General features: G+C 45.3%; 11 protein-coding genes and 1 pseudogene. 7 read left to right on the top strand and 5 right to left on the bottom strand.

The annotated features are described in order from the left end of the window. Positions 1–52: 52 nt before the first annotated feature. The 3 genes and pseudogenes from AC5JMP_RS16165 to AC5JMP_RS16175 all read right to left on the bottom strand — a co-directional run. Positions 53–205: pseudogene (locus AC5JMP_RS16165) on the bottom strand (DUF1989 domain-containing protein); the annotation flags it as partial. Between the two features lie 57 nt (positions 206–262). Further along, the gene (locus AC5JMP_RS16170; RefSeq protein WP_495852513.1) at positions 263–985 is read right to left on the bottom strand and encodes an urea amidolyase associated protein UAAP1; all 723 of its coding nucleotides are present in this window, start codon (positions 983–985) and stop codon (positions 263–265) included. A gap of 894 nt (positions 986–1,879) precedes the next feature. Then, positions 1,880–2,365: an Lrp/AsnC family transcriptional regulator gene (locus tag AC5JMP_RS16175; protein WP_495852514.1), complete on the bottom strand. Its 486-nt coding sequence runs from the start codon at positions 2,363–2,365 to the stop codon at positions 1,880–1,882. A gap of 162 nt (positions 2,366–2,527) precedes the next feature. Here AC5JMP_RS16175 and AC5JMP_RS16180 point away from each other — a divergent pair, with 162 nt between their 5' ends. From AC5JMP_RS16180 to AC5JMP_RS16210, 7 genes are all read left to right on the top strand, one after another. Next, positions 2,528–3,580, top strand: a complete 1,053-nt coding sequence (locus AC5JMP_RS16180; RefSeq protein ID WP_495852515.1) for a fatty acid desaturase — start codon at positions 2,528–2,530, stop codon at positions 3,578–3,580. A 49-nt stretch (positions 3,581–3,629) separates the two neighbouring features. Then, the gene (locus AC5JMP_RS16185) at positions 3,630–4,685 is read left to right on the top strand and encodes a BMP family protein (RefSeq protein WP_495852516.1); all 1,056 of its coding nucleotides are present in this window, start codon (positions 3,630–3,632) and stop codon (positions 4,683–4,685) included. 38 nt (positions 4,686–4,723) lie between these two features. Next, positions 4,724–6,265 carry an ABC transporter ATP-binding protein gene (locus AC5JMP_RS16190; protein WP_495852517.1) on the top strand — a complete coding sequence of 514 codons (1,542 nt, stop codon included), beginning with the start codon at positions 4,724–4,726 and terminating at the stop codon, positions 6,263–6,265. 69 nt (positions 6,266–6,334) lie between these two features. Beyond that, positions 6,335–7,369 carry an ABC transporter permease gene (locus AC5JMP_RS16195; protein ID WP_495852518.1) on the top strand — a complete coding sequence of 345 codons (1,035 nt, stop codon included), beginning with the start codon at positions 6,335–6,337 and terminating at the stop codon, positions 7,367–7,369. Beyond that, positions 7,369–8,349, top strand: coding sequence for an ABC transporter permease (locus AC5JMP_RS16200; RefSeq protein ID WP_495852519.1), 981 nt, complete (start codon positions 7,369–7,371; stop codon positions 8,347–8,349). Before AC5JMP_RS16195 ends, AC5JMP_RS16200 begins: the two co-directional genes overlap by 1 nt. A gap of 8 nt (positions 8,350–8,357) precedes the next feature. Beyond that, the gene (locus AC5JMP_RS16205; RefSeq protein WP_495852520.1) at positions 8,358–9,896 is read left to right on the top strand and encodes an amidohydrolase family protein; all 1,539 of its coding nucleotides are present in this window, start codon (positions 8,358–8,360) and stop codon (positions 9,894–9,896) included. Positions 9,897–9,909: 13 nt separating this feature from the next. After that, entirely contained in the window at positions 9,910–11,406 is a 1,497-nt protein-coding gene (locus tag AC5JMP_RS16210) for an amidohydrolase family protein (RefSeq protein WP_495852521.1), read from the top strand. Here the strand turns inward: AC5JMP_RS16210 and AC5JMP_RS16215 are convergent. Together AC5JMP_RS16215 and AC5JMP_RS16220 are read right to left on the bottom strand one after the other, a co-directional pair. Continuing rightward, positions 11,403–12,272, bottom strand: a complete 870-nt coding sequence (locus AC5JMP_RS16215; protein WP_495852522.1) for a sugar phosphate isomerase/epimerase family protein — start codon at positions 12,270–12,272, stop codon at positions 11,403–11,405. The genes AC5JMP_RS16210 and AC5JMP_RS16215 overlap by 4 nt on opposite strands. 31 nt (positions 12,273–12,303) lie before the next feature. Next, a complete protein-coding gene (locus tag AC5JMP_RS16220) occupies positions 12,304–12,627 on the bottom strand; it encodes a DMT family transporter (protein WP_495852523.1) in 324 nt (107 codons plus the stop codon). Between the last annotated feature and the right edge of the window lie 3 nt (positions 12,628–12,630).

Genomic DNA, 12,630 nt, shown 5'->3' on the forward strand with positions numbered 1-12,630 from the left:
GCTAATGGTGAAGAGGCTTGCAGCATCTTCTTAAGATCTCAAATGGGTTCTATACCAAGAAATCAACAGCCTGATTGCCGCCCAAGTCCACAATTCGCAGCGTTTGCCCTTTCTTGATCACCTGCGCCCAAGGTTTGCGGGCAGGCAGCACCTGATCATAAATTGCCAACTTCGGATCAAGCTGCGGCATAAAAGTTGAAGTCATAGAAAGGCTCCTGTTTATTCTCAAGGTTCTGAGGTGGAAGTTTCAAGCAGGGGATGCTCATGCAAACAGGGCATCCGTATTTTGAAAGCCCCGAATTGCCTCAGGATTGCCTATTCTACAGCGATCGTCATCAGCAGGAAGCGGCGATTTCCAGACGATCGCCTGAATGGGCTTGGCATCGTAAACCGTACTAGGATCGAGCGGATGTGGACAGTTGGATAGAACTGCCAACACATTCATCTCTGCCCGTAAATCGATAAAGTTTCCAGGCTGAGCTGTTTGTTCTGTCCAAGCTAAGTTTCCTTCTGGATCAACCGCAATCCGAGTGAACAGATTGAGGTTAGGCATGATGTCTTTTTTGCCCAGATTCCGCTTAGTTAACGCCAGCATGAAGTTATCGCGTGAGTTCTTAAAATCACCTTCGCCGTACTTCGCATTGGTCACGACGTTACTGCATCCGCTCAGCATATCGTGTAAGCCACAGGTATCTTCCGTAATAGAGAACAGTACGCGTCCCATATCGGAGTAGAGCAGCATTCCCTTCTTCAAGAACGCATTGAACTGAATTTTAGCGGTGTCAGCAGCGTTATATCGCTCGATCAGATTATCGGCATTGTAGCAGAGGAGAGCAACGCCTCTAGAGCCTTCAGGTGCGGCAATTCGCAGTGTTGTGCCATGTTGAATCATGCGAGACCAATAGGCTCCGCCAGGAATCATTTCATTCTCAACAATCAGCGCTGAATCGAGAGCCATACTTTGCGCATCAGATTCGGTAGACATGATCGACTCCTGAATTCATTCTTTAGATTGGACAGAGCATGGCAATTTGGCATGGTCTCTATTTTACAGAACGTGATACAAGCGCTATATTGATGCCATTCTTGATGCTTGAGCTTCAGACAGTCAGTGAGGGAATCTCCACTCAGCGAATCCATTCAGCGATCGCATCCGCACCTGATCCAATTCCAGGCACTACAGCACATCTAACAATAGAGTTGTTGAGAGATAAGACCATACTCTCAAACATCAGGAAATTTCATCCTTCCAAAACTTATACAGCGTCTAAGTAAAAGTTTTATACCTCCACTACAACCAATATTAAGCGTCATCAAGACCAATTATTCAACTCCTATGAACCGGAGATATCGCATTATAATGCTTGATATTGCATGAGCATGTTTGACACGTTGACGACTCAATCGTTGTCAAACTCATTTTGTAATCCCTGAAATCCTAGATTTCTCCTAATCTACACCTCGTTTTCAATAAAATCGGTGACTTCAGTTTCATTGAATTGCCGTGTGTTAGGCATAGTACCAGACCTATCTTTAGGGTAGGTAAGCAGATTATTCGACACAGTTAGCAAATGAGTAGCGCAATCCCTAAGCCCTTGCTCTTGCATCAATCTCGCTAACTTCCTTACCTCCACAATCTTTCAATGACCTCTACCGCCTAATTACTCTAAAGCCAGTTGAGGTAGAAGTTGTAGATGTTCATTCACTATACCGCGCATTTTTTATTCGCGCCATTATTCCTGTTTGCCCGCAACAGTTGAAAATAATACTCTCAATTGCAAAGAAGGAACCATCAGGATTTATGAATCCGTGGTGCAATTAACTCCGATTTTCTGAGATTAAAAACTTAACACTTTCTCCCTAAAACTCAACCGGATAGCTATGTCGAGGAAAGGGTGTACTTGTATTCAGCCTTCAATAGTTTCAGGATGAAGTGTGAGTCATGCTGAATGATTCCGGGGATGCGCTTCATTTTCTCAAAGAAAGCAGTGACTTCAGTATAGTTACCAAAAAATACATCTGCGATGATGTCGTAGTGTCCAGCTGTGATGGCAACAAACCGTACTTCCACCATCTGTTCTAAGGCTCTGGCGATCGAGTCAATCTGACTATTCTCAACAATTAGCGAGACAATTACAACGTGAGGAGTGCCTAGTTTTTCTGGGTTAGGCCACGCGATAACTTGAACAATCCCTGATTGCAGAAGCCGCTGCACACGATAGCGAGCCGTAGCTTCTGGTATATCTAAGCGTTTACCGACTTCGGTGAATGATATTCTTCCGTCAGTCCGGAGCAGATTAATAATATCTTGGTCAATTTCATCTAGGACTGCAATTGCGTTAGGTGTAGATTCAGGCTGCATCATTCTATTCCATAAAATAGTAGGATCTAAACCTATTTTCTCAGATTTTAGCAAATATCTATTAGTAAATTATTTTTGTATTAAAGAAAACAGTTTAAGCTTTAGGAATTCATTAATTTGAGTTGTACAGAAATTTTTGAAACGCTCTTATTAGCGGAGTCTTTGATGTCTGCACTTTCTGCCGCTCTAAGTTCTAGGATTAGTCAACGTCGTAATTGGATTAATAGGCTTGTCATAGCCTATGTTTTCGTTGGCTATGGCTTTTCTATTGCCTGCATTAGCTCTCAATCTTGGGCGGCAAATATTTTAGGTGTTCTGCTCTTGATTCACACGCTGTTATGGGCAGCTTACTTTGTTCATGAATTTGTACATCATACGGTTTTCCGGCAACCTAGACTGAATGCATTACTGGCAAGCATAATGCTATTTCTCACGGGTTCTTGTTATTGTCACTTTCAAGATTTAGCTCGCAATCATCTGGCACATCATAAGAATCGAGCTGATTTCTCAGCGTTCTCAATTGGCGACTTTCTCAGGTCACTACCAAAGCCATTGATGCAACTCATTACTATCCTAGAGTGGCTGTATTTTCCGGCAATCAACTTCATCCTGCGCTGGTTCTGCGCATTGGCTCCATTTTTTGGGCAGGCTCGTCGAGATGAACGCTGGCGGAATGCTGGATTATTAATGCTGAGAGGCAGTTTATTTACACTGCTGGGATGGCATTCGTGGCGATCGCTCCCACTTTACTTCCTCGCCTACATCTGCTTTATTAATATTTTGCGATTCATGGATTGTTTCCAGCATACCTACGCAGTATTTCAATTAGGACAGTCCATTCCTCAGTACAACTTAGACTACGAGGAGGCAAACACTTTTTCTAATCTAATGCCCGATCGCTGGCGCTGGCTCAATCTGCTGTTTCTCAATTTTGGCTACCACAATGCCCACCACCGTCTAATACACTGTCCGTGGTATCTACTGCCTCAACTAGATGCTGAGCTATATAACTCTGAGTATCGACAGCGTGTAACGCTCAATCGCTTGGTGAGAAACTATCACCAATTTCGGATTCATCGTTTGTTTCACGGGGGAGGAGCGGTTGCTGACATAAGCACAGGATTAAACCTTGAGCAGTTCTCAGGGGGAGTTGGCGTTTCTTTTTTAGTCTTAAGAGAGCCTTTAGATTGGCTAAAACTAAATCCTGAGACTGTTTAGAACACCTGAACAGAATCTTACTATCTTCTACAGGAAACAGGAAATTTATATGACCGCAAAACATAGTCGTCGGACTTTTATTGCCTACGGTTCTGCCGCTTTAGGAACGAGCCTACTTCTAAAAGCTTGTGCTAACCAGTCTGCTACGCCCAACGCAGCAGGTGACAGTAAACCCTTCAAAGTTGCCGCCGTCTTTGTCGGACTTGTAACTGATAAGGGTTGGAATCAATCTGCTTTTGAAGGCTTGAATGCTGCTAAAAAAAAGTTGGGATTTGAGTTTGCGTATGTTGAGCGAACGGCTGCACCTGATCAGGCTGAGGCATTATCAGAATTTGCACGACAGGGATACAACGTTGTGCTAGGACACAGTGGTGAATTTGTTGGACCCACCCAACAAGTTGCGGGACAGTTTCCCAATACCCTCTTTTTGGTAACAAATGGCGGCATTTCAGGTTCAAACATTGCATCCGTGCAGACTAACAATCTGCAAGCAGGCTATTTGTCAGGCACAATGGGTGCTTTAATGACACAATCAAACAAAATTGCTTTTGTGGTTGCCAAGCAGTTTAAAGCAATGGATCAAATTCTGCGGGGATTTGAGTTAGGTGCAAAAGCAGCTAATCCTGCTGTAGTAACTACAGCTAGCTACACGGGAGATTGGGATGATGTGGCAAAAGCAAAAGAAGCAACAACTGCGTTGATTTCTTCTGGCGTGGATGTCATTTATTCTTATCTCGACAATGGCTATGTTGGTGTTTTGGAGGCTGTCAAGGAGCAGGGAGTTTACTTGTTAGGTAATACCAGCGATCGCCTAAGTGATGCACCCAAAACAGTTCTTACCAGTGTGGTCCAAAATGTGGGAACGGCGATCGCTAGTGTGGTGGAGCTTGCTCAAAAAGGTGAAGTTAAAAATCAGGTTTATGTCGTTGGGGCAGAAAATCCGGAAGTGCTTTACCTGGGACGGTTTAGTGAAGCAGTGCCGCTACCGATGAAACAAAAAGTGACGGAAGTGGAAAAACAATTTAAAGAAGGGGCATTGGCATTTAAAGACTGTTCAGTAGATGGCAAGGAAAGCTGGTGTCTGCAGGGAGCTACTTCAACCTAATCTTTGAGACTTGCCAAAGAACTGACAGAATACGACTTATGGTTCACCTACGTCTGGAAGGTATTACGAAGCGGTTTGGGTCATTTGTTGCCAATGACTCAATCAGTCTGGAAGTTCAGTCTGGGGAAATCCATGCAATTCTGGGTGAAAATGGAGCAGGCAAAACAACTTTGATGAATGTCTTGTCTGGGTTATATCAACCTGATTCTGGGCAGATTCATCTAGAAGGTGTGCCTGTTCATCTAACGTCAGCTAACGATGCTATTCAGCATGGCATTGGCATGATTCATCAGCATTTTATGCTGGTTCCCCAACTTTCAGTTGCCGAAAATATTGTTTTAGGAACGGAATTTGGGTTGCGCTTGAACTTGCGTCAGAAAATGGAGCAGGTGCGATCGATGTCAAACCGCTACAGGTTGCAGGTTGATCCGAGTGCGATCGTCGGAGATTTATCTGTCGGAATGCAGCAGCGGGTAGAAATCCTCAAAGTCCTCTATCGCGGTGCCAGAGTCCTGATTCTAGATGAGCCAACGGCTGTGTTAACGCCGCTTGAGGTAGAGTCACTGTTTATAATTTTGCGTCAGCTTGCTGCAGCAGGACATACGATTTTATTCATTAGCCACAAGTTGGATGAATTGCTCAACCTATGCGATAAGGTAACAGTTTTGCGACAGGGGCAGGTGGTTGAAACCTTACCCATTCAATCTGTCACGAAGGAAATCTTGGCACAATTAATGGTGGGTCGTAAAGTATTGTTCTCGCTTGACAAAGGCATCCCTAACCCTGGCTCTACTATTCTGGATGTTCAGAATCTGTACGTCAAAGATGATCGCCATCTACCCGCTATTGAAGGCGTAACGTTTCAACTGCGGACAGGCGAAATCTTGGGAATTGCTGGAGTGGATGGCAATGGACAAAGAGAATTAGCAGATGCGATCGCCGGACTACGCTCTGTTGCTGAAGGAAAAATCTGTTTAGAAGGCATAGACATTACAGAATGGTCAGTACGGCAGCGGATTCAACAGCTTCACATAGGCTATATCCCAGAAGATCGGCAAAGAATTGGCTTGGTGATGAACTTGAGCATTGCCAAAAACCTGATTCTTAAGGCGTTTAAGCAACTGCCATTCTGTAAGAACTGGCTGCTGCAAGACTCTATCATTGATGCCCACGCAATTCATGCTATTAAACAGTTTGATGTTCGAGCAATAGACGAACAGGTCAGCGTCAGCAACCTGTCAGGAGGAAACCAGCAGAAAGTTATTTTGGCACGGGAGCTGTCTGGACATCCCAAATTAATTATTGCAATGCAGCCGTGTCGAGGTCTGGACGTAGGGGCAACAGAGTATGTGCAGAAACAACTCCTGATCGAACGGCAGCGGGGAGCTGCAATTCTGTATATTTCAACAGAATTAGAAGAAGTAATGACCATGAGCGATCGCATTGCTGTAATGTATCGTGGTCAATTTATGGATATTTTAGATGCAGCTCATGCAACGATTGAAACAGTTGGAGTACTGATGATGGGCGAAAAAGTATCTAAGGTGCTAGATACTATTCCTGCTACTACGTCAACCTAAGTTACCTGTGTGAGTGAAAACATGAAAACAAATCAGGTATCTAACGCTTTTCTTCCCTTTCTTGCGCCGATGTTAGCTATTGTAGCTGCCTTAATAGTTGGTGCATTTTTGATTGCTCTAACGGGTGTAAATCCGCTGCACGCCTACACCATTCTGTTTCGCGAATCTTTGGCAAACTACTATGGCATTGGCAATACACTCACAAAAATGGCTCCTCTGTTACTCACTGCATCTGGCGTGCTGGTGGGATTACGAGCTGGACAACTGAATATTGGAGGTGAAGGGCAGATTCACATGGGTGGATTAGGTGCTGCTCTGGTGGGGCTATATGTTCATGGATTACCGATGTGGATTCATATCCCCTTAGCGTTGATCGGAGGCTTTCTATTGGGTGCAATTTGGGGGGGCATTGCAGGCTATCTGAAAGCATTTCGAGGCGTGAATGAGGTAATCACGACCCTACTATTAAACTATATTGCCTTGAATATCATCAGCTATTTAGTACAGCGCCCAATGATTGAACCAGGAGCCGCCAGCCCATTTACCCCGATCATTTCAGACTCAGCAAAGTTGCCTATCTTGATGCCCGGAGGACTCGCCCATGCCGGAATTTTTATCGGGTTAATTGCAACTATGGTGTTGGGCTGGTTATTTCGGCGATCGCCCTTGGGCTACCAAATTGAAGTAGTTGGACAGAATCCCACTGCTGCTCGGTACGCCGGAATGTCGGTGAGTCGCACGATCATGTTTGTGATGGCGCTAGCAGGAGGCTTGGCGGGCTTGGCAGGTGCAGGTGAAGTGATGGGGCTAAAACATCGCCTGTTTGAGACGATTTCTCCTGGATATGGCTATGAGGCAGTGGCGATTGCCCTCCTCAGTCGCGGCAGTTTTACAGGTGTAATTTTTACCTCACTTTTTTTCGGTGCTTTGCGGAGCGGAGCAAACGTGTTGCAGCGGGAGGCAGGCATTCCTTTTACGATTGTCTACGCAATTCAGGGCTTAACGGTATTGTTCATTGCAATTAGTCTTGCGGTGGAATCAAATTTACTGCATCGAGTCAGCCTCAGAATGAACCGACTGAAACCAGCAGGAGTAAAACTATAATGGCATTGAATCTAGGACTACTAGCCATCAGCGGCACTCAAACAGCAAATCATCCAATCGCTTTGGTAGATTATTTGGTTGCTAGTCTGCGGCTATCGGTGCCGATTGCATTAGCTGCACTGGGTGGGCTGTGGTCAGAGCGCTCTGGAGTGATCAATATTGGGCTAGAAGGAATGCTGTTGAGCGGAGCCTTTGCGGGTGCGATTGGGGCGTTATTTACCAATAATGTCTGGGTGGGAATGGTGTGCGCGATCGCGGCAGGTGGATTAATTGGACTGCTTCACGCCTATCTCTGTGTGACTTTGCGAGTTAATCAACTCGTATCAGGCTTAGCCATTAATTTACTGGCAGTTGGCTTAACTTCATTTTTTGTCCGCCTTTTATTCAAAGAAGGTACAACGCCCAGGCTACCCGACGTTCCAATCATTGGCATCCCTATTCTGCAAAATATTCCAATTGTTGGCTCACTCTTATTTCATCAGGATGTCATTTTCTACTCGCTCTTGCTCTTGATTATTCTGAGCACCTATATTTTATTCTTCACAGGACATGGATTGGCGATACGAGCCGTTGGCGAATATCCTAAAGCGGCAGATGCTTCTGGAATTAACGTTGCTTGGGTTCGTTACATTAGTGTGGCTGCAAGTGGGTGTTTAGCAGGTTTGGGAGGGGCATATTTAACGTTGGGTCATGTGAAGTTCTTCACAGAAAACATCAGTGCCGGAAAAGGATTTATTGCACTGGCAGCCCTGATCTTTGGGAGATGGCATCCGGTTAAAACGGTGTTAGCTTGTCTGTTATTTGGTGCTGGTGATGCGTTACAGCTCAGAATTCAAGCACTTGATATTGATATTCCCTATCAATTTTTGACAATGCTGCCCTACTGTATTGCATTGATGGCATTGATCGGGTTGGCAGGTAAATCAGCCCCACCTGCGGCGTTAGGCATTCCTTACATGAAAGAAAGTTCGGGGCGATAAACTGCATCATGTCTTTCTCCCTCGTTCGTGGTAAATACATCATCTGCAAAGCAATCGGTGATGCAGTTGAAGTTGTTGAGAACGGTGCGATCGCCCAACAAGATGGCAGAATCATCGAGATTGGCAATTATGCAGCCTTAGCAGATAAATATCCAACGACTCAGGTAATTGGGTCTACTGATGATGTTGTGTTGCCCGGATTTGTCAACGGTCATCACCATACCGGACTCAGTTCTTTTCAGTTAGGCTCTGCGGATGCGCCTCTAGAGCTTTGGTTAGCCAACCGGATTGCCCATCGCCATGTTGATCCTTACCTCGATACGCTTTATTCTGCCTTCCAGATGGTTGAATCAGGGATTACCACGGTTCAGCACATTCACCGCTTAACAGGACGCGATCGCACGGTTTGGTTGGAAACTGCCAACCAAATCCTCAAAGCCTATCAGGATGTGGGAATGCGTGTGTCGTACTGTTTCATGGTGCGCGACCAAAATCATCTTGTCTATGAAGCTGACGCTGATTTTATCCAGCGCCTTCCTCCAGATATCGGGTTAGAAGTGGAAGTCATGCTTCAAACGCAAACTGCGCCGCTGAATGAATACATGGAATTCTTTGTGCAGTTGTGGGAAGGGAATCAAAACCAGGGCGATCGCGTTCAGATTCAACTTGCGCCTGCTAACTTACATTGGTGTTCAGACACGGCTTTACTGGCACAGAAGGAGTTTGCCGATCGATACCAGGTCAAACTTCACATGCATTTATTAGAAACGCCTTACCAAAAAGAATATGCAGAACGACGATTTGGGACAACTGCGGTTGAACATTTGCACCATCTAGGTTTGCTTCATTCAGGTCTGACATTAGGACATGGTACCTGGATGAATGAAACCGATATTCATCTCATCGCCAACACAGGCACGATGATTTGCCATAATGCTAGTTCCAATCTGCGGTTTCAGAGCGGTATTGCGCCACTTAATCGCTTCTTGGATGCAGGAATAAAAGTGGCGCTCGCCCTTGATGAAGCGGGGATTAATGATGATCAAGATATGCTGCAAGAAATGCGTCTGGCCTTAAATTTACATCGGATACCGGGAATTGATCAGAGAGTTCCAAAAGCGGCTCAGGTATTCCAGATGGCAACGGCACATGGTGCAGAGACGACAGGATTTGCGGATAAAATTGGCAGCCTTGAAGTTGGGAAAGCAGCTGATTTAGTACTGCTAGATTGGCAGGCGATCGCCTATCCGTATTTAGACGACAACATTTCTATTATTGATGCGGTTGTCCATCGAGGGCGTACATCTAGCATCAAAACTGTGATGGTAGGTGGTGAGATTATTTTTGATTCAGGCACGTTTACCAAGGTTGACAAACAAGCTGTACTACAAGAATTAGCAGCTTCTTTACAAGTGCCACTTACACCTGAAGAACAACAGCGTCGTCAACTATCGCGTCGATTGTTTCCCTATATCAAACAGTTTTATCGGGATTGGTTGAAATCTCATCAGTTTACGCCGCACTATTACCAAAATTCTCGCTATTAGGATGATTTGTATCATGCAGCCGAATACTGTAGTCACAAAAATTGTCAATGGCACAATCGTCGCTTTTGATGGTCATGAGCACTGTCTGCTGGAGAATGGAGTCCTGGTCTATACAGATGACACCATTACCTACGTCGGTAAGCACTATCAAGGAGAGAGCGATCGCACCATTGATGCCACTGGCAAACTGATCATTCCTGGACAGATCAGTACTCACGCCCATGTTGGCATTCAAGAAGGCTCACGGGCGATTCTTGACAACGGTAAACCAGAATTTTCTCGCGCTTTTTTTCTCAACTATCTACCCACAAAGCTGAATAGTGGCTCAACTTATCTGGGTTCGATAGACAGCACTGCCTCAGTTCGTTACGGAATGGCTTCTCTGATCCGTCATGGCGTGACTACAGTGATAAACTTTGCACCCGGTGGCGTTCAAGCAGGGCTAATGATGGCAGATCTGGCAACCGAGTTTGGGCTGAGGCTTTACGCTGCACCGATTGTCACATCCGGCAGCTATCATTTCGACAATCAGGGGCGATTAAAACAGTCCTGGAACGAAGCCGCAGGTTTGAAAGCTTTGGAGGGCGTAGTAGAATTCGTCGAACAACTCACCCCTAAGCAAAAGCAATATGTCACGCCCATTGTCACTGTTGATGAGGCATTCTTTATCACTCCAGAGTTGCTACAACGTGCTAGAGAATTGGCATCCCGGCTAAAGCTTCGTCTAACACTCCATGCGGCGGAGCAGCTTTTTGAGTTTCATGATGCAATTCGTCAGCAGGGCAAAACACCGATCGGGGCGCTAGCAGATGCAGGAGTCTTAGATACAGATGTAATTCTGGCGCACTGCATTTACGTTTCTGGGCATAGTGCCACCGGATATCCGTTTGGGCAAGATCTGGAAATTTTAGCCCAAAGTGGGGCAACTATTGCTCATTCTCCTACAGTACAAGCCCGGCGCGGCATAGCGTTGGAGAGCTTTCAACGCTATCTAGATGTAGGCGTGAACGTGGCATTGGCAACCGATTCATACCCGCTCGACATGATTGGTGAGATGCGATCGGCGGCTCAAGTGGGTAAAGTTACAGACCAGCGCTATAATGTTGCTCGATCGCAGGATATCTTTAACGCTTCCAATTTGGCGGGTGCGCGTGCACTAGGTCGTTCAGATTTGGGTCGCCTAAGTGTAGGTGCAAAAGCTGATATTGTGCTGATTGATTTTGATAATCTGGCGATTGGTCCCGTATATGATCCTATTCGATCTCTAGTTCATCTTGCCAGTAGCGAAATGGTAGATACGGTGATTATTGATGGACGAACTTTGTTGGAGAATAAGCAACTGCTAATTTGTAGTGAGCAGGAGATTTTACAAAGCGCCAAAAAGTTTTCTCAAGAATATTGGTCAACAGCAGCCGATCGCCATTGGGCAGGTGAGACAGTTGAAACGCAGTTTCCGCGATCATTGAAAATTTGGGAGGAAACAGTTAATGAAACTCAAGCTAGTGCTTAGGGAGTTTCAGAAAAGCGCTTACCAAACCGCTGTCGCTGTCGTTCTGCTATCCAGCAGGTAGTATCCCAGACATCTCCAATAGGCATTTTGGTGAATGGTAGTGTTTGCATATAGCCATCCCACAAAAACTCTGGATTCATCGTCACTTGAAGCATGCCGCGTTGTGATTGTGCTTGCCAAATTAAATCCCACCAACTTTCATGAGCAGCAAGCACGGTAGCGTATTCTGGGGCTCGTGGATCAGTGACCTGAGCGTGCTGGGCATAGCCAACTCGACAATGAATGTGTATGGCACGCTGAGCGCACTGTTCTAGAATCGCCCATTCACTGTCCACCAGTCGCTCACACACCACACACCAATGGCTGAAATCACAGGTAAGTTTCATCTCTAGGAATTGCGCTAACAAATCTCTTGTAATCCAGGGATTAAAGAGCGATCGACTGCGATGAGTTTCAAAACTGATGGTTATACCTGATGCACGCTCCAATTCAAGAGCTTGCCCAAAAAAGTCCACGTTCTGCTGCCATGACCAGGCATCATATCCGCACATAGTCGAAACGAATAATGCTCCCATTACTTCCGCTCGATCGACTGTCCACTTCAGGTCGTTGAGATGATCTGTAAGGGTGCGATCGCTACGAGGTATCCACCAATCAGTTGCGCTATCAGAATCAGTACCTGTTGTTGCCTCCGCGATGAACGCTAAGTGCCTATCACTCAAATGTTGGCGAAGTTCGCGCTGTTGTAACTCATCTTTGGGAATGGGTCCTTCAATTCCATTAAACCCATCTGCAACTGTTTGTTCGATGAGTTCATTTAGATGATGTGACCCTGACCAAACAGAACGAAGTATGAGTAATTTCATTTTTATCTGACATATCGACTTACGACAAACTTTAGGAATGATGAGCTGAAAAATTTAACCCAACTACACCAACAAGGATCAGCCCAATGAACATGGCTTTTGAGAAATCAATACTTTCATTAAAGAATAAAATGCCAAACAGGGTGGTGCCAACAATTCCAATGCCAGACCAAATGGCATAAGCAATGCTAATGTCAATACTCTTGAGTGAGAAACCAAAAAATGTAAAAGCCAGGCTATAAGCAAGAATGACGCTGGGGATATAAATTACCTTGCTAAAGCCGTTGCTCATTTTGAGTGAATAGGTGCCCGCAATTTCAAAAAAAATGGCTAAGAACAGAAAAAGTTGATCCATTGT

This window comes from Drouetiella sp. (assembly GCF_059504425.1).